Genomic DNA, 21,761 nt, shown 5'->3' on the forward strand with positions numbered 1-21,761 from the left:
GCCTCCCGCCCTCCGGATACCCTCCGAACTCGCCCTGGAGCGCGCCTGGTTGACGCCCGGTTGAGGCGCCCTCACCCCGTCCGTACGCGAGGGCCCCGGGCGCCCCTCACTTCCCGTGCGGCGCGAACTTCCGTACGTACCGCTTCTGCCAGGGCGTCTCCACGGCTTCGCGCCGGTAGCGCTCCCGTACGTACGCGACCGCCTCCCCGGGCGGGACGCCGTCCAGGACCGCCAGGCACGCGAGGGCGGTGCCGGTGCGGCCCTTGCCGCCCGCGCACGCCACCTCGACCCGCTCCCGCGCGCACCGCTCCCAGACGTCCGTGAGGACCGCGCGGGCCCGCTCGCGGTCGGCGGGCAGCCGGAAGTCCGGCCAGCGCAGCCACGCCGACTCCCACGCCACGGGCGGCGGCGGGGAGCCCAGCAGATACACGCCGTACGCCGGCAACTCGCCCTCGGGCAGCGGCGCACGCAGACCGCGCCCGCGCACCAGCCGCCCCGACGGCAGCCGCAGCACCCCGGCGGCCCCCGCGTCCCAGGTCACCGTCGCCCCCGTCATCGCCGCGCCCCTCCCGTCAGCAGATGCGCGTTGGGCTCGCGCGCCGCGTCGGCCAGCTCAGGCACCTCCGCGACGACGACGCCCGCCCCGGCCAGCAGGCCGATGCCGTCGGCGCCCGCCACGAACGTGTCCGGCTCCCGCCACGCCGTCACCACCCGCCGCACCCCCGCGTCCACGATCAGCCGCGCACAGGGCTTCGGCCGGGACGCGCGGTGGGCGCACGGCTCCAGGCTGCTGTACACGGTCGCCGTCGCCAGCCGCTCGTCGCCCGGCGCGAACGCGGCCGACAGCTTGGCCAGCGCCGCCTCCTCCGCGTGCGCCACGGGGTCGCCGGCCTCCCGCGAATGTCCGCGCGCCAGTTCCGTACCGTCGGCGGCGACCACCACCGCGCCCACACTGAACGCGGTCCGCGAGGGCGGGCACTCCTGCGCCAGATCGCAGGCGAGCCGCAGCCAGTGCCGGTCCGCCGCCGTCGCCTGCGCGCCCGTGCCCGGGACCGTCGGCGCGTACCGCGTCACGACGACGTCACCGACCCGCTCGCTGTCCAGGACCCGCATCCGGCTGCGCGGCCCGCCCGGATAGGCGCCGGGGCCGAACAGGCGCGGCGCGTCCGGCTCGCCCACGACCAGCGGCGCGAGCGCGAGGCGCAGTTCGTCCGCGAGACCGAGCCGCAGCAACTGCGTGTGCACCCGCGCCCCGCCCTCCACCATCAGGCGCCGCACCCCGCGCGCGCCCAGGTCGTCGAGGAGCGCCGGCCAGGAGATCGCGGGTCCGAGAGCGACCACGTCCGCGACCGTCCCGACCCGCTCCCGGGCGAGGACCGCGCCGGCGTCCGTCGTGTAGACGACCCGCGCCCCGCCCGTCGTCCAGAACGGATCGCCCGCCGCGAGGTCACCGCTCCCGGTCACCGTCACCTTCAGCGGATAGGCGTCCCGCCCGTCCGCGACCCGCTTCTCGCGCCGCCGCGCCGAGTTCACCAGCAGCCGGGGCCGGTCCGCACGCAGCGTGCCCGCGCCGACGAGCAGCGCGTCGCTGGCCGCGCGCACCGCGTCCACCTGCTCGAAGTCCTCAGGACCCGACAGCAGCAGCCGCCCGGGGCCGGCGTCGTCGAGGCAGCCGTCGAGCGAGACCGCGGCGGACAGCAACACATGGGGGCGGGGCATGGCGACTCCGGGGACGCGTGGACCGTACGCCCCGACCCTACCGAGCGGCCGGCGGCGTCCCGTCGCCGAACGGGCGCCCGCCCAGCGCCTCACGCCCGTGCGGGGTGTGCCAGCCCGACAGGTCGGGTCCGAGCGGCACGATCCGGGTCGGGTTGATGCCCGAGTGGACCTGGTAGTAGTGCCGTTTGATGTGGTCGAAGTCGGCCGTGTCCCCGAACCCGGGCGTCTGGAAGAGGTCCCGCGCGTACGCCCACAGCACCGGGTCCTCGGTCAGCTTGTTGCGGTTGCACTTGAAGTGGCCGTGGTAGACCGCGTCGAACCGCACCAGCGTCGTGAACAGCCGGACGTCCGCCTCCGTGATCGTGTCCCCGACCAGGAAGCGCTGCCCGGCGAGGCGCCGCGACACGCTGTCCAGATGGCGGAACACATCGCGGTACGCGGTCTCGTACTCCTCCTGCGTCGTGGCGAACCCGGCGCGGTACACGCCGTTGTTGACGTCCCGGTAGACGCCCTCCATCACCTCGTCGATCTCCGGGCGCAGCGCCTCGGGGTAGAGATCGGGGGCGCCGGGCCGGTGCAGGTCGCGCCACTCGGTCTCCAGGTCGAGGGTGATCTGCTGGAAGTCGTTCGTGACGAGCTTGCCCGAGGGCACGTCCACGATCGCGGGCACGCTCACCCCGCCCGGATAGTCCTTCTCGCGGGCGTCGTACGCCTCACTCAGATGGCGGATGCCGAGCACCGGGTCCTTGCCGTCCGGGTCGAGCGTGAACCGCCAGCTCCGGTCGTCCTGGATCGGGTCGGCGACCGCGAGCGAGAGCGCGTCCTCAAGGCCAAGGAGGCGGCGCACCACGAGGGCCCGGCTCGCCCACGGGCAGGCGTAGCTGACGACGAGCCGGTAGCGGCCCGCCTCCACCGGCCAGCCATCCCGCCCGTCCGCCGTGATCCGGTCGGCGAAATGGCTGCGGGAGCGCTTGAAACCCTTCTTGCCGTACGAGGCGTTGCCGTCCACGCGCGGCTCCTTCCATGTCGTCTTCCCTGTCGCCGTCCGAGGGCGTCGCTGCCCACGAGCCTGCCCGGCCGCGGCGCGCCGCGCACCACGGGGACGCGAGCGCGCCGGACCGCGCGATGGCAGGCTCGATCGAGCGGCACCGCAGCGAGTACCACCGGAAGGGCAGGACATGACCACGACCACCGGCACGTATCTGATGCTGGACGACGGCCGCCCCGCCGTCCGCTTCACCCGCACCTACGCCCGCTCGCGGGAACGCGTGTGGCGCTACGTCAGCGACCCGGACGCGCTGGCCCGCTGGTTCCCGTCCGCGTTCGCCGTGGACGAGCTGGTCCCCGGCGCCACGATCCGCTTCACCGGCGACCCGAACGGCCCGCAGTCCACCGGCACCGTCCTCGCCGCCGACGCCCCGCGCCACCTCTCCTTCCGCTGGGGCGGCGACGAACTCCACTACGACATCGAGGCGGCCGGCGCCGACGCGGCCCGGCTCACCCTCACCAACGTCCTGGAGCGCCCCGACTCCGCCGCCCGCAACGCCGCCGGCTGGGAGGTCTGCCTCGGCGCCCTCGACGCCGCCGACCGGGGCGAGGCGACGCCCGCGCCGACCGGCGGCCCGAGCGCGCAGTGGACCGAGCTGTACGCGTCCTACGTCGACGCCGGCTTCCCCTCCGGCGCGCCCGTCCCCGGCATGGACGACGCGGGCTGAGGGGCTCGCCGGGCCCGGGGCGCCGTCAGGCCGCGCCCATGTCGGCGCCCAGCCAGCGCTCCGGCACCCTCCGCACCACGGCGTACGTCGGCGCCTGTCGTTGTGGGACCCGGGGCGCACCCGGTACAGGCAGTGACGGGGTCGTCGCTCTGGAATAGCGCGATCCACGATCCCGGCCCAGAATCAGAGCTATGTCCTTTCTGTCCGCGAGCGTGACGTGGCTGGGACTCGGCCTGACACTCGGCACGGCCGGCCTGGTGACCTACGGCCTTGCGGCGCTTCCCTGCGCGGCGAGCGTCCGGCAGGAGGAGGCCGAACTGGTCTGCCGTCCGGCCCGCCGTACGGCGCTTGCGCTGGCCTCGCTCGGCGGCGCGTCCCTGATCGTGGGGTCGGTCTTCCTCTTCCTGCACCTCACCGACTTCTGACGCCCCGCCGGACCGGCCGGGTGCAGCCCGCCGGGCCCCGCGCGCAGGGGCGCCGCCCTTGACGTCCCCTCACGTGACCGTCCCCGCACCGACCCACCCGTACCGAACGAGGAGAGAGCCGTGACCACCACGGGCATGAAGACCGTCATCACCCCCGTCCGCGACCTCGACGCCGCCAAGCGCCTCTACACCGCGCTGCTGGGCGTGGAGCCGAGCGCGGACGCGCCCTACTACGTCGGATTCGACGTCGCGGGGCAGCACTTTGGGCTCGATCCGAACGGGCACAAGAGCGGGATGACGACCCCGGTCGGCTACTTTCACGTCGACGACATCGACGCGACGGTACGGCAGCTCACCTCCGAGGGCGCCGAGATCGTGCAGGAGGTCACCGAGGTGGGCCCGGGGCGCAGGATCGCCCGCCTCAAGGACGCCGACGGCAACGTCTTCGGGGTCCTCCAGGACGCCTGAGCCGCACCGGCGCGCCGGCCGCCCCCCCCCCCCCCCCGGGGCCGGCGCCGCTCTGGTCGGGTCTTGGCCGCGTCAGGCCGTCCCCGCCTCCGGGTGTCGCGGTATCAGGCCGTCGCCGTGAGGGCTCCCTCGAAGGTGGCCGCCGCCAGGCCGAAGGAGAGGGTCATGCCGATGCCGGACGTCACCGACAGGGCGCGCACGCCCTCGGCGAGGTCCCGCACGCACAGCGGGCCGCGCGCGCTGCTCGCGTAGACGCCCTGCCAGCGCTCGGTGACCGTGACCCGCTCGACGCCGAGCACCCGGGCCGCCTCGCGCAGCAGCAGCTTCGCCGTGGACTCGTCCTGGAACGGGATCTCCGTGACGTCGTAGTGGTGCGAGTCGCCGACCAGGACCGAACCGTCGGGCAGCCGGGTGAACATCACGTTCGCCACGACGTCCAGCAACTCCTTGCTGTGGCCGGTGACCTCGGCGCGCAGCGCGGTCGCCGAGGGCATCGCCGTGAAACCGTCGTAGCGCAGCATCGACGTGGCGGTCAGCACGGCCGCGTCGGTGGTGAACGCGGCCGGCGCCGTTATCCGTGCCATCGACAGGCGGCACCGCTCGATGCCGTGCTCCTCCGCCTCCACCGGGTACAGCCGGTCGAGGTCGTGCCCGACGCAGAGCAGCACCTGATCGCCGTGGACCGGGCCGCGCGCCGTGTGCACGGTGCCGCTCTCGACGCCGAGCACGTTCGTGCCCCACAGGATCTCGACGCCGGGCTGCCCGGCCAGCCACGCGGCGAGCTTCGGCGCCGCCTCGCGCGGGTTGACGCGCAGGTCGAGCGGGAGATGGGCGCCGCCGACGAGGTCGTCGCGGCCGTCGGGGGAGCGGCCGAGGGCGTCCGCGATCTCGTCGCGGGTGCGCAGCCGCACCACGTCCGCGCCGCGTTCGTCGCGCAGTTCCTCCAGGACCGCCAGCTCCGTCGCCGAGCGGGCCACGACCAGCGCCCCGGCGCGCGGCGCCCACAGGCCCGCGCGCTCGGCGGCGTCCAGCCAGCCCTCGCGCGAGCGGGCCGCGAGGTCCAGCAACCGCCCGCGCTGCGCGGTGACGCAGCAGTGGCCGAAGTTGCGTACGGAGGCGCCGACCGGGCGGCGGTCGCGCTCCACGATCGTCACGGTCAGCCCGCGCTTCACCGCCTCGACGGCGTGCGCGAGGCCGACGATGCCGGCGCCCACGACGACGAGGTCGCTGCGGCCGCGCGAGCGGTGGAGGGGCTCTGAGGGTGCGGTGGTGATGTCCATACCGCCACCCTGCGGAGCGACCTCCGCCACCGGCAAGACTTGTGTATACAAGTTTTCGCGTTGTTTACCAGATGGACGTCCGGGCCCGCCTTGCTTCCCTGGCTCGACGGCTGAGAAACTTCACTTGTGAAGACAAGTGAGAGCGGGCCGCTGCATCAGCGGCTCTCCGCGGAGTTCCGGCGGCGCATCGAGACGGGGGAGTGGCCCGAGGGCCGGCCCGTCCCGAGCGAGGCGCAGTTGTGCGAGGAGTTCGGCACCTCGCGGGGCCCGATCCGGCAGGCCCTCGCCCAGTTGCGCGCCGAGGGCCACCTCGTCGGGGGGCGCGGCAAGCCGCCCGTCGCCCGCAAGGTGACGCCCTCGCAGCCGTTCGCCTCCCTGATGTCGTTCACCCAGTGGGCGCGCTCCATCGGGCGCGTCCCGGGCCAGCTCACCGTCGAGGTCGCCCGCCGCCGTGCTTCCCCTGAGGCCGCGGCCCGGCTCGGGCTCGACGAGGGCGCCCCGGTCGTCGACCTCGTACGGCTGCGGCACCTCGACGGCGTCCCCGCGATGATCGAACGCTCCACGTTCGTGCTCGACGCGGGCCACCACCTGTTCGCGGTGGACCCCGACGCGGGCTCCGTCTACGAGGCGCTGACCTCCCGGGGCGTCGACCTGCACCACGCCCGGCACACCATCGACGCCGTCGCCGCCGACGCGCAGGACGCCGAACTGCTCGGCGTGGCCGCGGGCCGCCCCCTGCTGCGGGTGCGCCGGCTCGCGTTCACCGGCGACGGCACCCCCGTCGAGTACGCGGACGACCGCTATCTGCCCGACATGGCCACCTTCACCATCGAGAACACCGTCGGGGGCCGCACCGTCGCCGGCCGCGAGGGCTCGCCCGAGCCCTCGGCGGGCCCCCGCTCCCGCCCCACAGTTAAGGACACACAGTGATCGAGCTCGCCGTCTTCGACATGGCAGGGACGACGATCGAGGAGCACGGCGCCGTCTACGAGGCGCTGCGCCACGCCGTCGAGTCCACGGGCGCCGCCGTCGCCCCCGCCGACCTCCAGACCTGGATGGGCACCGACAAGCGCGAGGCCATCGCCGCCCTCGTCCGCATCGGCGGTGGCACGCCCGGCGCCGACCTGGTCGAGCGCCAGTACGGCGTCTTCCGCGCCTTCCTCCAGGAGCGGTACGCGCAGGTGCCGCCGCAGCCCATCGCCGAGGCCGACAAGGCGCTGGCCCGGCTGCGCGACCGGGGCATCAAGGTGGCGCTGACCACCGGGTTCAGCGACGACGTGGCGCTGCCCCTGCTGGAGACGCTCGGCTGGGGCGTCGGCCCGGACGGACTGCTCGACGCCGTCGTCACCTCCGACGAGGTCCCGCGCGGCCGCCCGGCCCCGTACATGATCCACCGCGCGATGGAGAAGACGGGCGTCGTGGACGTGCGCCGGGTCCTCGTCGCGGGCGACACCGTCGTCGACCTGGAGGCCGGGACGAACGCGGGTGCCGGGGTCGTCGTCGGCGTCCTGACCGGCCAGCTGGACCGGGACGCCCTCGCGGCCCGCCCGCACAGCCACATCCTGGCGAGCGTCGCGGAGGTGCCCGGCCTGCCGGAGACCGGGCACCGTCCGGTCAGCTGAGCGCCGCGTCCACGATGGCCTGTGCCTCGCTCTGCACCCGGGCGAGGTGCTCGGCCCCGAGGAAGGACTCGGCGTAGATCTTGTAGACGTCCTCCGTGCCGCTGGGCCGGGCCGCGAACCAGGCGTTCTCGGTGGTCACCTTGAGGCCGCCGATCGCCGCCCCGTTGCCCGGCGCCTTGGACAGGCGGGCCGTGATCGGCTCACCGGCGAGGGTGTCGGCGGTGACCGCGTCGCCGGACAGCTTCGCCAGGCGCGCCTTCTGCTCCTTGGTCGCCTTCGCGTCCACGCGCGCGTAAGCGGCCTGCGACGCGCCGTGCCGCTCGGCGAGTTCCGCGTAGTACACCGAAGGCGACTTGCCGGTGACGGCGGTGATCTCGGCGGCGAGCAGCGCGAGGAGGATGCCGTCCTTGTCGGTGGTCCACACGCTGCCGTCCTTGCGCACGAAGCTCGCGCCGGCGCTCTCCTCGCCGCCGAACGCGACCGTGCCGTCGACGAGTCCGGGCACGAACCACTTGAACCCGACCGGCACCTCGACGAGTTCACGGCCGAGCGAGGCGGCGACCCGGTCGATGACCGCGCTCGACACGAGCGTCTTGCCGACGGCCGCCGACGCCGGCCAGTCGGGCCGGTGCGTGTACAGGTAGTCGATGGCCACGGCCAGATAGTGGTTGGGGTTCATCAGGCCCGCGTCCGGGGTGACGATGCCGTGCCGGTCGGCGTCCGCGTCGTTGCCGGTCAGCAGGTCGAAGTCGGCGCGGCGGGCGAGCACGGAGGCCATCGCGGGCGCCGACGAGGGGTCCATCCGGATCTTGCCGTCCCAGTCCAGCGTCATGAACCGCCAGGTCGGGTCGGTCTCGGGGTTCACGACGGTGAGGTCCAGGCCGTACATCTCGGCGATCCGCGCCCAGTAGCGCACGCTCGCCCCGCCCAGCGGGTCCGCGCCGACGCGCACCCCGGCCGCCCGGATCGCGTCCACGTCGACGATCGTGCGCAGGTCCTCGACGTACACCTCCCGGAAGTCGTACGGCTCCCAGGCCGCCTGCGCCGTACGGGGGCGCCAGTCCGGGTCGGCCAGCAGCTCGTTGGCGCGCTCGGCGATCCAGGAGGTGGTCGTGGAGTCGGCGGGGCCGCCGTGCGGCGGGTTGTACTTGAAGCCGCCGTCGCGGGGCGGGTTGTGGCTGGGTGTGATGACGATGCCGTCGGCGCGGCCGCTCTCTCCGGTGCGGTTGTGGCGCAGGATGGCGTGGCTGAGCGCGGGCGTCGGCACGACGTCCTCGCGCGCGTCGGCGAGGACGCGCACGCCGTGCCCGGCGAGCACACCGAGCGCGGTCTTCAGCGCGGGCGCCGACAGGGCGTGCGTGTCCGGGCCGATGAACAGCGGGCCCGTGATGCCCTCGGCCGCGCGGTGTTCCACGATGGCCTGGGTGATGGCGGCGATGTGCTTCTCGTTGAAGGCGCCGTCGAGGCTGGAGCCGCGATGGCCACTCGTGCCGAAGACGACGCGCTGCTCGGCGCGCGCGACGTCCGGCACCCTCGTGTAGTAGGCGTCGATCAGCTCGTCGACGTCGACGAGGTCCTCGGGCCGGGCGGGGGTTCCTGAGCGGTCAGTCATACCCAGCAGTTTCCCATCCGGCGGGCCCCGGGACAGCCGGGACTTAAGGCCTGTCCTTCGGATCACGCCAGGGTCGCGGGCTGATCCGAAGGGAAGGCCCCGAGCCCCGGCCGCCCGCCGAGCCCCTCAGCCCACTCGGTCCACTCGGTTCTCTCAGCCCTCTCGGTCCTCCAGGCTCTGCCGGATCTTGTCGAGCGCGGCGACGACCTGCTCCTCCACCGCGTCCTTGGTGAGCCCGGACGCGGCCAGCGGGCCGCTGCCGTTCTCCTGCTCCAGCAGCGCGAGCAGGATGTGCTCGGTGCCCACGTAGTTGTGCCCGAGGCGCAGCGCCTCGCGGAACGTCAGCTCCAGCGCCTTCTTGGCGTCCGCGTCGAAGGGCACGAGCGCCGGCATGTCCGAGGCCGGGCCGGGCAGTTCGGCGCTCGCCGCCTCGCGCACCCGCTCCAGCGGTACGCCGAGGGCGCCGATCGTGCGTACGGCCAGCGAGTCCGGGTCGCCGAGCAGGCCGAGCACGAGGTGGGCGGTGCCGATGTGCGCGTTGGTCGCCGTACGGGCCTCGTTCTGGGAGGCGACCACGACGTTGCGCGCGCGGTCCGTGTAGCGGTTGAAGCCCTGGCTCGCGTCGAGGTCCGTGCCGTCGCCCTTGGGCACGAAACGCTTCTGGGCGGCCTGCCGGGTGACGCCCATGCTCTTGCCGATGTCGGTCCAGGAGGCGCCCGAGCGGCGGGCCTGGTCGACGAAGTGGCCGATCAGATGGTCGGCCACGTCGCCGAGGTGGTCCGCCGCGAGCACGGCGTCCTGGAGCTGGTCGAGCGCGTCGGTGTGGACCTTCTTGATCGCCTCGATCAGATCGTCGAGGCGCACCTGCGGGGTGTGTGGATTCGCCATGACGCAACCCTAGGTTGACAGTCGAGCGGGTGTCAACCGTCAGTTGACAGTCGGCGGGTGTTCGTCCGTGCGGGGTCACACCAGTGGCGGGTTGAGCTGCCGGAAGCCGTCCTGGAGGCGGTACGGGTAGTACGGGTACGGGGCCTGCGCCTCGCTCGCCGCGTCGAGCCGCGCCACCTGCTCCGGCGTCAGTTCCCAGCCGACGGCGCCGAGGTTCTGCCGCAACTGCTCCTCGGTGCGCGCGCCGATCAGCACGGATGACACCGTGGGGCGGCGCAGCAGCCAGTTGATGGCGATCTGCGGCACGGCCCGCCCGGTCTCCCGCGCGATCTCGTCCAGCGCGTCCACGACCCGGTACAGGTGCTCGTCCTCGATCGGCGGCCCGAACCGTGCCGTGCGGTGCAGCCGGCTTCCGGCGGGCAGCGGCTGCCCGCGCCGGACGCGGCCGGTCAGCCGCCCCCATCCCAGCGGACTCCACACCAGGGCGCCGACGCCCTGGTCGGCGGCGAGCGGCATCAGCTCCCACTCGTAGTCCCGGCCGGCCAGCGAGTAGTACACCTGGTGCGCGGTGAACCGTGTCCGCCCGTGCCGGTCCGCCTCGGCGAGCCCCTTCATGAGCTGCCAGCCCGCGTAGTTGGAGACGCCCGTGTAGCGGATCTTGCCCGCCCGCACCAGGTCGTCCAGCGTGCCGACGACCTCCTCGACGGGGGTGGACGCGTCGTACGCGTGCAACTGGAAGAGGTCGATGTGGTCCGTGTCCAGGCGGCGCAGCGCGGCCTCGACGGACCGGATCAGGCGGGAGCGCGAGACGCCCGCGTCGCCCGGGTCCTCGCCGGTGGGCAGGGCCGCCTTGGTGGAGATCAGCGCCCGGTCCCTGCGCCCCTTGAGTGCCGCGCCCAGCACCTCCTCCGACGCCCCGTCCGAGTAGACGTCGGCGGTGTCGAAGAGGGTCACCCCCGCGTCCAGGCTCATGTCCACCATCCGGCGTGCCTCCTCGACGCCGGCCGAGCCCCACTCCGAGAACAGCGGCCCGCGCCCGCCGAACGTCCCGGCCCCGAAACTCAGCGCCGGCACCTTCAGCCCGGACGCCCCCAACTGCCGGTACTCCATGTCGATCCCCTCACCGTGAGCGCCCCACGACCCGCCCCGCCAAAAGGGGCGCCAGTTCCATTAAGGCGTACGGCGACCGTAGCAGGGCGCGGCCCGTAAAGGAACCCCGGTTCCTTTAGTGGAGTGGGTCGCCCGTCGTACGGGAGCTGCTCGGCGCCCTCCACGACTCCCGCCCCGGGCCCCGTCGGGGGATGCGTAGGCTGCGCACGAACTGAAGCTGAATCGGAGGTGTGATCGCCATGCCCGCTGCCCAAGTCCTGCTCGCGGACGTGCTGCACGCGGCGGCGCCCGGCGCGGCCGGTGCCCTGTGGCGGCTCGGTGGGGCCGCCCGCCAGCTCGACGCGAACCTCGTCCGGCTGCGCCCCGGCACCTGCGGCGAGCCGTACACCGAGCACGACCTCGACGTCCTGCTCGTCGTCGTGGAGGGCGCCGGCACCCTGCGACTTGCGGGCGCCGAGACGCGCCTCGCGCCCGGCACCCTCGTCTTCCTGCCGCGCGGTCAGCAGCGCGCCGTCAGCGCCGGCGAGGGCGGGCTCGCCTATCTCACCGCCCACCGCAGGCGCCCCGGCATGACCATCGGCCGCGCCCCCGCCGCCGTACGCGCCGCACCGGCCGAGGGCGGCGAGGCGCCCTGTCTGCTGCCGCGCGTGTGCGCCGCCTGCGACCGGGTCAGCGAGGAAGCCGACGCCCGCTACTGCGCCCGCTGCGGCGAGCCGTTGCCCGAGCGGTGACCGGCGGGCGCGCCGGGGGACGGGCGCCGGACACGCGACGGCGGTGCGGCCTGCGCGGCGCGCCGCCCGCGCCTGGTTACCGTTCCGCCATGGCCGACTACCGCATCGAAACCGTCCGCAACGGCGACCGGGACTGGACCGCCCGCAACGACCGGGGCGCCGAGGTCCGTATCGCCCCCGCCGACGCCGCCGGGTCCCAGCCCTCCTTCACCCCCGTCGAACTGCTGCTCGCCGCGTTCGGCGGCTGCGGCGGCCTCGTCGTGGACCGCACCGCCCGCACCGTCGACCACGACGACCTGCGCATCGTCGTCGAGTCTGTGTCCCGGCCCGAGGACGACGGGCGCGTCGGCGCGATCCGCGTCTCGTACGAGCTGCCCCTGCCCGAGGGCGCCGCCGAGAGCGACGGGACGCTGGAGCGCGGCATCCGCCTCACGCACGAGAAGTACTGCACCGTCAGCCGCACCGTCGAGCACGGCGCCCGCGTGGAGGTCACCGGACCCGACGGCACGATGCTCTTCCTCGCGGGCTGACCCCCGCACACGGCGCGGCGCCCCGCCGGGAGGAACACCGACGGGGCGCCGTGACCGTAGGCCCTACGGCAGGGAGTGGACCTTCGGGCCGACCGTGTTCGACCACGCGTTGCCCGCGGTCGCGTCCCAGTTCGTCGACCACGTCATGGCGCCGCGCAGCCCCGGGTAGGTCTTCGCGGGCTTGAACGTGCCGCAGGAGGTGCCCCGCGTCAGGCAGTCCAGCGCGTTGTTCACCACGGACGGGGCGACGTAACCGCTGCCCGCGCCGCGCGTGGACGCCGGGACGCCGAGCCCGACCTGCGACGGGTCGAGACCGCCCTCCAGCTGAATGCAGGCGAGCGCGGTGAGGAAGTCGACCGAACCCTGGCTGTAGACCTTGCCGTCACAGCCCAGCATCGAACCGCTGTTGTAGTACTGGGTGTTGACGACGGTCAGGATGTCCTTCACGTTCAGCGCCGTCTTGAAGTACTCGGCCGACGTCGACTGCATGTCGATGGTCTGCGGCGCCATCGTCAGCACCAGCTTCGAGCCCGCCTTCGCCGCGAGCTGGCGCAGCGCCTTCGTCATGTACGTCGAGTTGAGGCCGTTCTCCAGGTCGATGTCGACACCGTCGAAGCCGTACTCCTGCATGAGCGCGTACGCGCTGGTGGCGAACGCGGTCGCGGAGGCGTCGCTGTTGACGGAGATGCTGCCCTTCTCACCGCCCACCGAGAGCACCACGGACTTGCCCGCCGCGTGCTTCGCCGCGATGTCCGCCTTGAAGTCGGCCGCCGATGCGTAGCCGACCGCCGGGTCGAGCGTGAAGGAGATCGCGCCCGGCGTCGTCGTGGCGTCCGCGAAGGACACCGCGATGATGTCGTACTGCGCGGGCACGTCCCGCAGCTTCTGCACGGTCGCGCCGTTGTCGAAGTTCTGCCAGTACCCGGTCACCGCGTGCTTGGGCACCGAGCCGCCGCCGCCGGGGTTCCCGCCGCCCGAAGGAGCGGTGCGGGCGGTCACGGTCGCCGAGCGGGCCGACTCACCCGCCGCGTTGACCGCGCTGACCTGGAACCCGTACGAGGTGTCGGCGCTCAGTCCGCTCACCGTCGTGGAGGCGCCGCTCACCGAGGCGACCTTCGTGCCGTCCCGGTAGACGTTGTAGCCCGTCGCGTTCGACACCGGCGTCCACGACAGGTCCACGGACGAGGAGGTCGTCGCCCCCGCCGCGAGACCCGCGGGCACCGCGGGCACGACGACCGGGTCGCTGCCGCCGCCCCCGTCGGGCCCGAGGACGGACACGTCGTCCACGTAGTAGGCGCCCTGCCCGTACCAGCCGTGCGTGTAGACCGTCACCGACGTCGTGTTCGGGCCGGTCGTGAAGCTCGTCGAGAGCTGCTGCCAGGAGGACGCGCCCGGCGTCCACGTCGACACGTCCGTCGTCCCGGTGCCGCTCGCACCCAGGTACACATAGCTGCCCTGCACCCAACTGCTCAGCTTGTACGTCGAGTTGGGCTTCACGGAGACGATCTGGCTGCACTGCGCGGTGTCCTGGCCCGCTGGGGTGGCCTTGAGCGCCTTGGCGCCGCCGTGGACGGGGGAGGAGACGATGGCGCCGCTGCCGGCGGCGCAGGTCCAGTTGCTGAGGTCCGACTCGAACCCGGCGTTCTTGGCGACGTTGATGTCGGCGGCCTGCGCGGGAGCGGCGAGCGCGGTGACGCCGAGCGCCGCGGCCGCGCCGGTGGCGAGGGCGGTGGCGAGCCGTCGCCGGACTGCCGGTCTGCGATGACGTGAACGGTCCACGGGGATGCCTCCGGGGGAAGAGGTGGGGGACGGATCCGAACGACGGTGGCCACCGCTGTTGTGCGCCAAAGCTGGTCCAGACCAATCGCGTTGTCAAGACCTCTGGCACGGCGAGAACCCGTCGGCCGGCCGGACGGCGACCGGCCGCCGATGAGTTCTGCCGGTTCGCCCGGTCTGCCCCCATGAGCGGGGCCCCGGCCCCGACCCGCGTCACGCCCCCGGAGGCCGTCATGTCCACTCGCCCCCACACGGGGACGGCGCTGAACGAGGAGTTCAGCGCCGTCCTGGAGAAAAGCCCGAACCCGGGCGGCTGGACCTATGTCGTCTGGCCGCGCGCCGCGGAGTTCTTCGGCACGCGCGGGCTCGTGAAGGTGCGCGGCACGATCGACGGTGTGCCCTTCCGCAGCTCGTTCATGGCCCTCGGCGACGGCCGCCACAAACTCCCGGTGAAAGTCGACGTGCGCCGCGCCATCGGCAAGGAGGCCGGCGACACGGTCACCGTCCGCCTGGCGGAAAGGCTCGCCTGATCCGGGACGCCGCGCCTCAGAGCAGTCCGCGCAGATACGCCGCCTGGCCCGCGTGCTGGAGGTCGTCCGCGAGGACGCTCACCAGCCGCACCCCGAGGGTCACTGCAGGTGTCCAGTTCTCGTCGACCACCCGGTCGAGCGCCCCGTCGTCGAGGCCCCGCAGGAACTCCAGCGACCGCGCGTGCACGCCGTCGTAGTACCCGGTCAGCAGCTCGCCTGAGCCGACCCTGACCTGCCCGGCCTGCTCCGGGGTGTGCCCGTAGCCGGTGTCCGACTCCGCGAGCGGCAGCGCGAACCGCGCCGCCCAGCCGTCCTCGTGCCACACCTGCCCGTGCCCCGCCGCGTCCGCGACATGGTCGTCCTGCACGCGCGTGAGGTGCCAGACGAGCCAGGCGATCGAATTGGCGTCCTCTGTCGGGCGGGCATGGAGATCATCCACGGAAAGCCCGTCGACGACCGCGTGCACCACTTCTCGAATACGTCCGTAACCTTCGATCAGTACGTCATGTGAGCGCATGGGCAGCAGTCTTGTCCACCGTGCGTATTTCGGCCAACGGGAACACGGAATATGCCAGGAGACTGGCGTGAAAACCGTGGTGACACCGCGTGCGGAGTGCCGATACTCGACGGATGAGACGGTTGAACATTGTTCGAGGGCGGCGCACCGCCGGGCAATTCCCTTGATCGTTCTCCCTGTCCTCGCCGAACGCTGATCAATTGCCGACCGGACGCCCCGCAAAGGCGCCGGGCAATGCCGGGTAGTGGGGGAGATCGTGCACGACGAATTCCTGTGCCACGTCACCGCGTACGGAATCTGCGGCGGTCGGCGCGTGGGCGTTCCGCTCGGCACCTACCGCGCCCCCACCCTGCCGCTGGCCCTGTGGTGGCTGCGCGACCGCGCCACCTGGATCGCCGAACGCCTCGACCCGCGCCCGGGGCTCGCGCATCTGCCCGAGGGCGCCCTGATGCCGGTCGCGGGCGACGCCCCGGACGTGCCCGCGCTGCTGCGGGCCTGGTGCGCCGACGACGCCCAGCAGGAGCGGGTCGCGGAACAGCTCGCGGGCGGCATGCTCGTCCGGGTCGCCACCCGCGACGACACCACCGAGTACGAACTGCTCGCCGAGTCCGTGGACGCCCTGCGCATGGCCCGCACGCTGCCCCACACGGCCGCGCCCGCCCCGCTCTACGCCTGAGGGGCGCGGGAGCGAAGCGGGCGCGGGAGCCTCAGCGGGCGCACACACTCAGCGCCCGACACTCGGCGGCAGGCGGCAGGCGGCAGGCGGCAGGCGGCAGGCTGCGGTTCTGGCCATGCCGGCGCACGCGCCCGGCCGCCCCCCGTCAGAAGCCGTCGACCGTGTGCGGCAGCAGATCCGTGGCCAGCGCCGCGTCGAGCATCGCCGCCGCGTTCGGCGTGTGCTCGGCCGCGAGCCCCGCCCGCACCAGCGCCCCCATCCGCGTCGCGCCCATGTACACCGTCGCCAGGTCACGGGCCTCGACGGACAGGTCGGGCGCGTCCTCCGTCGGCGCGTACGAGAAGCCGTCCGGCGACGCGATCAGCCGGAACGAGCCGTCGTTCGCGGGGACCCCCGCGTCCCGTACGGCCAGCACCACGTCCACCGGCGCCGCCCAGGTCCGCGCCGCGAAGGCCGCCCGTACGTCCACCAGGCGCACCCACAGCGACGGATACGACTCCGTCACCCTGACCTGGTCGCGGTCCGCCGCGAACAACAGCAGCGGATCGTCCAGCGGCCGGCCCCACGCACGCACCTTGCCGGTCAGGTCGATCGCCGTCAGATAGCTCCACAGCGCCGCCGCGCCCTCGGCGGTGTCCGCCTCCAGGTCGTCCACGCGCACCACGCCCGGCGTGTTCGCGTCCTCGTCGCCCGACTTCGTGCGGTACAGCGCGTACCCGGCGACCGGATCGCCGAGCACGACGACGCGGGGCGGCGACAGCGCCTCGTCGTCCTCGTCCTTCTCGGTCAGCCACTCCTCGCGCCACCAGTCCTCGGTACGGGCCTGCCGCCCGGCCCGCCTCGCGCGCGTGCTCTCGAAGTACGGGGCGAGCAGCGCGGGCGCGTCCGCCGCGTCGACCAGGCGCAGCGGGCGGGAGTCGGGCGCGATCCGCAGGGCCAGCGGGCGCCGCGAGTCGATCTCCACGGTCGCCCCGTACGTGCCGGGCCCGAACCCGAACCGGCCGTAGATCGACGCCTCCGACGCCCACAGCGCCACGAGCGGCGCGCCCTGCGCCGCGCACCGGGAGAACAGCTCGGCGATCATCCCCGACAGCACCCCGCGCCTGCGGTGCGTCGGCGCCACCGACACGAACGTCAGCCCGGGACACGGCAGTTCGGCGCCGCCCGGCACCGAAAGGGTGAACGGCAGGGCGGCGGCGAAGCCCACCAGGTCACCGCCGTCGTACGCGCCGATACGGGAGGTGCCGGTCAGCAGCGCGCGGTGCCGGGCGCGGACCGCCTCCTCGGGTTTCTCGTGGAAGACGAGGTAAGCGAGCGCGAGGGCCCGGTCGAGATCGGATTCGGGAAGCTCACGGATCTGGACGGAAGGGGCATTCATGATCACAAACACTAGCCGGGGCCGCGCCCGTGTGCCCGTGGGGGCCCGGCGACGGGCGTCCCGCCCAAGCCCGCCCCCCCCGGGGCGCTCGCCCCCGTACTCAGCGCAGCCCGCGCGCCCGCTTGAACCGGTCGAGTCCTTCGGCCAGGTCGAGCAGCGGCTCCGGGTAGTCGAGGGCCGCCCGGTCCAGGCCCTTCACCTTCCACGGCTCGTGCACCGCCCCGCCCGCCACCCCGGCCAGCTCCGGCACCCAGCGCCGGACGTACGCGCCGTCCGGGTCGTACCGCTTGGCCTGCGCCAGCGGGTTGAGGACGCGGTTGGGGCGGCTGTCGGTGCCCGTGCCCGCCATCCACTGCCAGTTCAACTGGTTGTTCGCCAGGTCGCCGTCCACCAGCAGCTCCAGGAAGTGCCGGGCGCCGATCCGCCAGTCGACGTACAGCGTCTTCGTGAGGAAACTCGCCGTCAGCAGCCGCCCCCGGTTGTGCATCCAGCCCTCGTGGCGCAACTGGCGCATCGCCGCGTCCACCACCGGATAGCCCGTGCGCCCCTCCCGCCACGCCTCGATCTCCGCGCCCGCCGTCGCCTCCGTACGCCAGCGGTCGCGCTGCGAGCGGTAGTCGGCGTGGGCGGCGGCCGGGCGCGCGGCGAGGACCTGATGGTGGAAGTCCCGCCAGGCGAGCTGCCGTACGAACGCCTCCGCGCCGGGGCCGCCCGCGGCCCGCGCCCGCGAGACGGCCTCCACCGGGCTCACCGCCCCGAAGTGCAGATAGGGGGAGAGGCGGGAGGTGGCGTCGCCCGCGAGATCGTCGTGGAGTTCCTCGTAGCGGTCGACACCCGAGCGCAGCCATGCTGTGAGCCGCGCCCGGCCCTCCCGCTCACCGCCCGACGCGAGCCCCGGCGAGGTCCCGCTCACCTCCTCCCGCGCGGGCAGGGGCTCCGAGCCCACGCCGTCCGGCACGCGCAGCGCGTGCGGCGCCCGCAGCACCGCCCGCGTGCCGTGCGCGGCCCACCGCCGGTGGTAGGGCGTGAACACGGCGAAGTGGTCGCGGCCCGAGGGCACGGCCGCGCCCGGCGGCACGCACGTCAGCACCGCGTCGTGCACCACCAGGGCGCACCCGGCGTCCTCCAGCGCCGCCCGCAGCCCGTCCTCCCGGCCGCGCGCGTAGGCGCTCACGCCCGCGCTGAGGTGCACGGCCTGGGCGCCGGTCTCGGCGACGACCTTCAGCACCTCCTCCACCACGGCCCCCGTACGCACCACGAGCCGCCCGCCGCGCTCCCGCAGCCCCGCGTCCAGATCGCGCAGGCAGTCCGCGAGGAACGCCTCCCGGTTCGGGGTGCGGAACCCGGCGGCGGCGATCCCCTCGTCCCGTACGAACAGCGGGACGACGGCGTCGGAGGCGTCGGCGGCGGCCCGCAGCGGCGGATGGTCGTGCACGCGCAGATCGGAGGTGAACAGCACGACACGGACCCGCTCGGGTGCGGCGGGAGCGGCGGAGGCGGAGGTACGGGAGGGCACGTGCGGCTCCTGGGAGGTGCGGCGGGAACAGGGCTCGGGGGAGGGGCGGGCGGGGGCCGCCGTCCGGTGTGTCCTGGGGCGTACGGCGGCCCCCGTCACTCCTTCGCGGCCCGCGCCCCGCGCGGATGCACCGCGGGCCCGCCGGCGTCGTCGCCCGCGCGCAGGGCCGCCGAGGCGATGTTGCGGGCCATGCCGCCGAACACCGCCGCGTGGAACGGCGCCACGCTCCACCAGTAGACCTGCCCGGCCAGCCCGTGGGGATGGAACAGCGCCCGCTGCCGGTAGCGGGAGCGGCCCGGCCCCGCCGGCTCCACCCGCAGCTCCAGCCACGCGAGCCCCGGCACCCGCATCTCCGCGCGCAGCCGCAGCAGCCGGCCCGGCTCGATCTCCTCCACCCGCCAGAAGTCCAGCGAGTCGCCCGCCCGCAGCCGGGCCGCGTCCCGGCGGCCCCGGCGCAGGCCCACCCCGCCGACCAGCCGGTCCAGCCAGCCGCGCACCGCCCACGCCATCGGGAACGAGTACCAGCCGTTCTCCCCGCCGATCCCCTCCACGACCTCCCACAGCCGCTCGGGCGGCGCGTCCACGACGGTCTCGCGCTCGTCCCGGTACAGGCTGCCGCCCGCCCAGTCCGGGTCCGTCGGCAGCGGGTCGCTCGGCACGCCCGGCAGCGCCGCCGACGACCAGCGCGTGGCGACCTTCGCCTCCTGCACCCGGCGCAGCGCGAGCCGCAGCGCCTCGTCGAAGCCGGTCGGCGCGGCCGGCGGGTCGGTCACCCACCGGTCGATGTCGTGCTCGTGGCAGACCACCTCGTGCCGCAGCGACTCCGTCAGCGGGCGGGCGATCGACGCGGGCACCGGCGTCACGAGCCCCACCCAGTGGCTCGACAGGCCCGGGCTCAGCATCGGCACCCCGAGCACCAGCCGCTTGGGCAGCCCGGCCACGCGCGCGTAGCGCACCATCATGTCCCGGTACGTGAGGACGTCCGGGCCGCCCACGTCGAACGTGCGGGAGACGTCGTCCGGCATCGACGCGCTCGCCACCAGCGCCCGCAGCACATCGCGCACCGCCACCGGCTGGATCCGGGTCCGCACCCAGCTCGGCGTCACCATCACCGGCAGCCGCTCCGTCAGATAGCGCAGCATCTCGAACGACGCCGAGCCCGAGCCGATGATCACCGCCGCCCGCAGCACCGTCGTCGGCACCCCGCTCGCCAGCAGGATCCGGCCGACCTCGGCCCGCGAGCGCAGATGCGGCGACAGCTCCTGCTCGGGCACGTCCGCCGGTGTCAGGCCGCCCAGGTAGACGATCCGCCGTACCCCGGCGATCCGTGCCTGCTCGGCGAAGGTCAGCGCCGCCGCCCGGTCGGTGTGCTCGAAGTCCTTGCCAGTGCCGAGCGCGTGGACCAGGTAGTACGCCACGTCGACGTCCCGCAGCGCCGCCGCCAGCGAGTCGGCGTCCGTCACGTCCCCGCGCACCGTCTCCACCTCGCCCGCCCACGGGTGGTCCCGCAGCTTGCCCGGGGTACGGGCCAGGCACCGCACCCGGTACCCCGCCGCCAGCAGCCCGGGGACCAGCCGGCCGCCGATGTAGCCGCTCGCCCCGGTCACCAGAACGCGCTGCCGCGCCTCGTCCTCGCCGCTCATGACACCTCCTCCACCAGGGCGTTGTCGCCCCGCTCCTTCCACCGTGTGCCCCGCGAGCCGCTCCCGCATCAGCACGACGGGATCAGCAGGACTGGTCCGCGTCCTTCGGGGTATCAGCTGCCTGCGGGCCCCAGCGCAGGTGGGCGCCCAGTGGGAGAGACGCGTATGACCGATTACTTGGACGGGACTGTGATCCCAACTGGCTTCGACACACCCGTCGAGCCGCTGCGACGGGTGACGCACTACTCCGGCGAGGAGGGCTGTATCGCGCACGCCCGCGAGTTCGCCGAGGCGTTCTTGACGCAACTGCGGCAGGAGTGGTGCGTCGACGTCGACCGCAGGACCGACGGCGAGGTCCTGCTGGTCGTCAGCGAACTCGTCACCAACGCGGACCGGCACAGCCTCGGCCCGTACGTCCTGGAGCTGGAGGGCACGACGCGCAGCATCACCGTGTCCGTGTACGACAGCAGCGGGACGGTCCCACTGCGCTATCCGAGGGACCCGGCGCGCGTCGGCGGCCACGGACTGGAGATCGTGGACGCGCTCGCCGACGTCACCGTGGAACGGATACCGGTCGGCAAGCGCGTGCGTGCCGTCCTGAGCCTCCCGGTCGCCTGACGCGTACGCGACGCACGCGGGCGGCCGGGAGGTCCGGGGCGGACGCTCAGAGCGTGTCGGCCAGCATCCCCGTCCGCAGCCGGGCCACGAGCTGCTTGATCAGCCGGGAGACGTGCATCTGCGAGCAGCCGAGCCGCTGGCCGATCTCGGCCTGCGTCAGCTCCTCCACGAACCGCAGATGCAGCAGCCTGCGATCCCGCTCGGGCAGCTCCGCCACCAGCGGGGCCAGCGCGTGGAAGTCCTCCACCAGCTCCATCGCCTCGTCCTCGACCCCGATGAAGTCGGCGAGCACCGACTCGCCCTCCTCGCCGTCGCCGGTCAGCGCCGCGTCCAGGGACGCCGACGTGTAGCCGTTCGACGCGAGCTGCGCCTGCACGACCTCCGGCTCCGACAGATCCATCAGCGCCGCCAGCTCGGCGGTGGTCGGCCGGCGGTCGAGCCGCGTGCACAGCTCCTCGCGCGCCTTGGCCAGCTCGATGCGCAGCTCCTGGAGCCGGCGCGGCACGTGCACCGCCCACGTGGTGTCGCGGAAGAAGCGCTTGATCTCACCCGTGATGTACGGCAGCACGAACGTCGTGAACTCGACCTCGCGCGAGATCTCGAACCGGTCGATCGCCTTGATGAGCCCGATCATGCCGACCTGGACGATGTCCTCCATGTCGTCGGCGCGGTTGCGGAAGCGTCCCGCCGCGAACCGCACGAGCGACATGTTCATCTCGATGAGGGTGTTGCGGGTGTACTGGTACTCCTCGGTACCCTCCTCCAGTTCCGCGAGCCGCCGGAAGAAGTGCCGGGACAGGTCCCGCGCGTCCCGGGGTGCCACCCGGCTCGGGTCCGGTATGTCGTGCGGAGCCGGCCCACTCACCGTGGCCCGCGCCGTGGCCGCCTTGACGTCCGTCCCGCTCATGGTGGGGTCCACCGTCCCTCCCGCGCCGAGCTGCGCGTTTCCGTGCTCCATCATGGTGTACCGGCGGATACCCCCGAAGAGGGCGCTCATGCAAGCGAGT

General features: G+C 73.7%; 23 protein-coding genes. 10 read left to right on the forward strand and 13 right to left on the reverse strand.

Going from position 1 to position 21,761, the window contains the following annotated elements; all coding sequences use genetic code 11:
• Positions 1-106: 106 nt before the first annotated feature.
• The 3 genes from ACZ7LY_RS21745 to ACZ7LY_RS21755 are packed head-to-tail and all read right to left on the reverse strand — an operon-like array spanning position 107 to position 2,728.
• The gene (locus ACZ7LY_RS21745) at positions 107-556 is read right to left on the reverse strand and encodes a protein-tyrosine phosphatase family protein (protein WP_471626300.1); all 450 of its coding nucleotides are present in this window, start codon (positions 554-556) and stop codon (positions 107-109) included.
• Positions 553-1,719 carry a dihydrofolate reductase family protein gene (locus tag ACZ7LY_RS21750; RefSeq protein ID WP_471626301.1) on the reverse strand — a complete coding sequence of 389 codons (1,167 nt, stop codon included), beginning with the start codon at positions 1,717-1,719 and terminating at the stop codon, positions 553-555. The genes ACZ7LY_RS21745 and ACZ7LY_RS21750 overlap by 4 nt, the downstream gene beginning before the upstream one ends.
• 37 nt (positions 1,720-1,756) lie before the next feature.
• Positions 1,757-2,728, reverse strand: a complete 972-nt coding sequence (locus ACZ7LY_RS21755) for a glutathione S-transferase family protein (protein WP_471626302.1) — start codon at positions 2,726-2,728, stop codon at positions 1,757-1,759.
• Positions 2,729-2,897: 169 nt separating this feature from the next.
• Between ACZ7LY_RS21755 and ACZ7LY_RS21760 the strand changes: the two genes are divergently transcribed.
• The 3 genes from ACZ7LY_RS21760 (at position 2,898) to ACZ7LY_RS21770 (ending at position 4,327) form a co-directional block, all read left to right on the forward strand.
• On the forward strand, positions 2,898-3,434 hold the full coding sequence (locus ACZ7LY_RS21760; RefSeq protein WP_471626303.1) for an SRPBCC family protein: 537 nt from the start codon (positions 2,898-2,900) through the stop codon (positions 3,432-3,434).
• A 191-nt stretch (positions 3,435-3,625) separates the two neighbouring features.
• Positions 3,626-3,859: a hypothetical protein gene (locus ACZ7LY_RS21765; RefSeq protein ID WP_471626304.1), complete on the forward strand. Its 234-nt coding sequence runs from the start codon at positions 3,626-3,628 to the stop codon at positions 3,857-3,859.
• Positions 3,860-3,979: 120 nt separating this feature from the next.
• Positions 3,980-4,327, forward strand: a complete 348-nt coding sequence (locus ACZ7LY_RS21770) for a VOC family protein (protein ID WP_471626305.1) — start codon at positions 3,980-3,982, stop codon at positions 4,325-4,327.
• Positions 4,328-4,431: 104 nt separating this feature from the next.
• Here the strand turns inward: ACZ7LY_RS21770 and ACZ7LY_RS21775 are convergent, their stop codons facing one another.
• Positions 4,432-5,607 (reverse strand): TIGR03364 family FAD-dependent oxidoreductase, encoded by a 1,176-nt coding sequence (locus ACZ7LY_RS21775; RefSeq protein ID WP_471626306.1) that lies wholly within the window; start codon positions 5,605-5,607, stop codon positions 4,432-4,434.
• Between the two features lie 126 nt (positions 5,608-5,733).
• Here ACZ7LY_RS21775 and ACZ7LY_RS21780 point away from each other — a divergent pair, with 126 nt between their 5' ends.
• Both ACZ7LY_RS21780 and ACZ7LY_RS21785 read left to right on the forward strand, forming a co-directional pair.
• Positions 5,734-6,537, forward strand: coding sequence for a GntR family transcriptional regulator (locus tag ACZ7LY_RS21780; protein WP_471626307.1), 804 nt, complete (start codon positions 5,734-5,736; stop codon positions 6,535-6,537).
• Entirely contained in the window at positions 6,534-7,229 is a 696-nt protein-coding gene (locus ACZ7LY_RS21785; RefSeq protein ID WP_471626308.1) for a phosphonatase-like hydrolase, read from the forward strand. The genes ACZ7LY_RS21780 and ACZ7LY_RS21785 overlap by 4 nt, the downstream gene beginning before the upstream one ends.
• On the opposite strand, the gene pgm is transcribed toward ACZ7LY_RS21785, so the two are convergent.
• From pgm to ACZ7LY_RS21800, 3 genes are all read right to left on the reverse strand, one after another.
• Complete coding sequence (gene pgm, locus ACZ7LY_RS21790; RefSeq protein WP_471626309.1) at positions 7,222-8,841, reverse strand: phosphoglucomutase (alpha-D-glucose-1,6-bisphosphate-dependent); 1,620 nt, start codon at positions 8,839-8,841, stop codon at positions 7,222-7,224. The two genes, ACZ7LY_RS21785 and pgm, sit on opposite strands and share 8 nt — an antisense overlap.
• A gap of 153 nt (positions 8,842-8,994) precedes the next feature.
• The gene (locus tag ACZ7LY_RS21795; protein ID WP_471626310.1) at positions 8,995-9,729 is read right to left on the reverse strand and encodes a Clp protease N-terminal domain-containing protein; all 735 of its coding nucleotides are present in this window, start codon (positions 9,727-9,729) and stop codon (positions 8,995-8,997) included.
• Positions 9,730-9,804: 75 nt separating this feature from the next.
• Positions 9,805-10,839 carry an aldo/keto reductase gene (locus ACZ7LY_RS21800; protein WP_471626311.1) on the reverse strand — a complete coding sequence of 345 codons (1,035 nt, stop codon included), beginning with the start codon at positions 10,837-10,839 and terminating at the stop codon, positions 9,805-9,807.
• A gap of 239 nt (positions 10,840-11,078) precedes the next feature.
• On the opposite strand from ACZ7LY_RS21800, the gene ACZ7LY_RS21805 reads away from it, so the two are divergent.
• A complete protein-coding gene (locus ACZ7LY_RS21805; RefSeq protein WP_471626312.1) occupies positions 11,079-11,570 on the forward strand; it encodes a cupin domain-containing protein in 492 nt (163 codons plus the stop codon).
• A gap of 89 nt (positions 11,571-11,659) precedes the next feature.
• On the forward strand, positions 11,660-12,100 hold the full coding sequence (locus ACZ7LY_RS21810; RefSeq protein WP_471626313.1) for an OsmC family protein: 441 nt from the start codon (positions 11,660-11,662) through the stop codon (positions 12,098-12,100).
• Between the two features lie 63 nt (positions 12,101-12,163).
• Here the strand turns inward: ACZ7LY_RS21810 and ACZ7LY_RS21815 are convergent, their stop codons facing one another.
• On the reverse strand, positions 12,164-13,879 hold the full coding sequence (locus tag ACZ7LY_RS21815) for a chitinase (protein ID WP_471626314.1): 1,716 nt from the start codon (positions 13,877-13,879) through the stop codon (positions 12,164-12,166).
• A gap of 230 nt (positions 13,880-14,109) precedes the next feature.
• Here ACZ7LY_RS21815 and ACZ7LY_RS21820 point away from each other — a divergent pair, with 230 nt between their 5' ends.
• Positions 14,110-14,406: a DUF1905 domain-containing protein gene (locus ACZ7LY_RS21820; RefSeq protein WP_471626315.1), complete on the forward strand. Its 297-nt coding sequence runs from the start codon at positions 14,110-14,112 to the stop codon at positions 14,404-14,406.
• 16 nt (positions 14,407-14,422) lie between these two features.
• On the opposite strand, the gene ACZ7LY_RS21825 is transcribed toward ACZ7LY_RS21820, so the two are convergent.
• Positions 14,423-14,923, reverse strand: coding sequence for a mycothiol transferase (locus tag ACZ7LY_RS21825; RefSeq protein WP_471626316.1), 501 nt, complete (start codon positions 14,921-14,923; stop codon positions 14,423-14,425).
• 256 nt (positions 14,924-15,179) lie between these two features.
• Between ACZ7LY_RS21825 and ACZ7LY_RS21830 the strand changes: the two genes are divergently transcribed.
• The gene (locus tag ACZ7LY_RS21830; protein ID WP_471626317.1) at positions 15,180-15,599 is read left to right on the forward strand and encodes a hypothetical protein; all 420 of its coding nucleotides are present in this window, start codon (positions 15,180-15,182) and stop codon (positions 15,597-15,599) included.
• Between the two features lie 145 nt (positions 15,600-15,744).
• Here the strand turns inward: ACZ7LY_RS21830 and ACZ7LY_RS21835 are convergent, their stop codons facing one another.
• The 3 genes from ACZ7LY_RS21835 to ACZ7LY_RS21845 all read right to left on the reverse strand — a co-directional run bounded on the left by ACZ7LY_RS21835 (position 15,745) and on the right by ACZ7LY_RS21845 (position 20,136).
• The gene (locus ACZ7LY_RS21835; RefSeq protein WP_471626318.1) at positions 15,745-16,977 is read right to left on the reverse strand and encodes a GNAT family N-acetyltransferase; all 1,233 of its coding nucleotides are present in this window, start codon (positions 16,975-16,977) and stop codon (positions 15,745-15,747) included.
• A 100-nt stretch (positions 16,978-17,077) separates the two neighbouring features.
• On the reverse strand, positions 17,078-18,493 hold the full coding sequence (locus ACZ7LY_RS21840; protein WP_471626319.1) for a cryptochrome/photolyase family protein: 1,416 nt from the start codon (positions 18,491-18,493) through the stop codon (positions 17,078-17,080).
• A 95-nt stretch (positions 18,494-18,588) separates the two neighbouring features.
• Positions 18,589-20,136 (reverse strand): SDR family oxidoreductase, encoded by a 1,548-nt coding sequence (locus tag ACZ7LY_RS21845; protein WP_471626320.1) that lies wholly within the window; start codon positions 20,134-20,136, stop codon positions 18,589-18,591.
• 165 nt (positions 20,137-20,301) lie between these two features.
• Between ACZ7LY_RS21845 and ACZ7LY_RS21850 the strand changes: the two genes are divergently transcribed.
• Complete coding sequence (locus ACZ7LY_RS21850) at positions 20,302-20,754, forward strand: ATP-binding protein (RefSeq protein ID WP_471626321.1); 453 nt, start codon at positions 20,302-20,304, stop codon at positions 20,752-20,754.
• Between the two features lie 46 nt (positions 20,755-20,800).
• On the opposite strand, the gene ACZ7LY_RS21855 is transcribed toward ACZ7LY_RS21850, so the two are convergent.
• On the reverse strand, positions 20,801-21,661 hold the full coding sequence (locus ACZ7LY_RS21855) for an RNA polymerase sigma factor SigF (protein WP_471626344.1): 861 nt from the start codon (positions 21,659-21,661) through the stop codon (positions 20,801-20,803).
• Positions 21,662-21,761 lie beyond the last annotated feature (100 nt).

Source organism: Streptomyces sp. NPDC107550 (genome assembly GCF_055639095.1).

Coding starts and splice junctions, on each gene's coding strand:
- ACZ7LY_RS21745 (WP_471626300.1), bottom strand. CDS start 556: ATGACGGGGGCGACGGTGACCTGGGACGCGGGGGCCGCCGGGGTGCTG.
- ACZ7LY_RS21750 (WP_471626301.1), bottom strand. CDS start 1,719: ATGCCCCGCCCCCATGTGTTGCTGTCCGCCGCGGTCTCGCTCGACGGC.
- ACZ7LY_RS21760 (WP_471626303.1), top strand. CDS start 2,898: ATGACCACGACCACCGGCACGTATCTGATGCTGGACGACGGCCGCCCC.
- ACZ7LY_RS21765 (WP_471626304.1), top strand. CDS start 3,626: ATGTCCTTTCTGTCCGCGAGCGTGACGTGGCTGGGACTCGGCCTGACA.
- ACZ7LY_RS21775 (WP_471626306.1), bottom strand. CDS start 5,607: ATGGACATCACCACCGCACCCTCAGAGCCCCTCCACCGCTCGCGCGGC.
- pgm (WP_471626309.1), bottom strand. CDS start 8,841: ATGACTGACCGCTCAGGAACCCCCGCCCGGCCCGAGGACCTCGTCGAC.
- ACZ7LY_RS21795 (WP_471626310.1), bottom strand. CDS start 9,729: ATGGCGAATCCACACACCCCGCAGGTGCGCCTCGACGATCTGATCGAG.
- ACZ7LY_RS21800 (WP_471626311.1), bottom strand. CDS start 10,839: ATGGAGTACCGGCAGTTGGGGGCGTCCGGGCTGAAGGTGCCGGCGCTG.
- ACZ7LY_RS21805 (WP_471626312.1), top strand. CDS start 11,079: ATGCCCGCTGCCCAAGTCCTGCTCGCGGACGTGCTGCACGCGGCGGCG.
- ACZ7LY_RS21810 (WP_471626313.1), top strand. CDS start 11,660: ATGGCCGACTACCGCATCGAAACCGTCCGCAACGGCGACCGGGACTGG.
- ACZ7LY_RS21820 (WP_471626315.1), top strand. CDS start 14,110: ATGTCCACTCGCCCCCACACGGGGACGGCGCTGAACGAGGAGTTCAGC.
- ACZ7LY_RS21825 (WP_471626316.1), bottom strand. CDS start 14,923: ATGCGCTCACATGACGTACTGATCGAAGGTTACGGACGTATTCGAGAA.
- ACZ7LY_RS21835 (WP_471626318.1), bottom strand. CDS start 16,977: ATGAATGCCCCTTCCGTCCAGATCCGTGAGCTTCCCGAATCCGATCTC.
- ACZ7LY_RS21845 (WP_471626320.1), bottom strand. CDS start 20,136: ATGAGCGGCGAGGACGAGGCGCGGCAGCGCGTTCTGGTGACCGGGGCG.
- ACZ7LY_RS21850 (WP_471626321.1), top strand. CDS start 20,302: ATGACCGATTACTTGGACGGGACTGTGATCCCAACTGGCTTCGACACA.
- ACZ7LY_RS21855 (WP_471626344.1), bottom strand. CDS start 21,661: ATGAGCGGGACGGACGTCAAGGCGGCCACGGCGCGGGCCACGGTGAGT.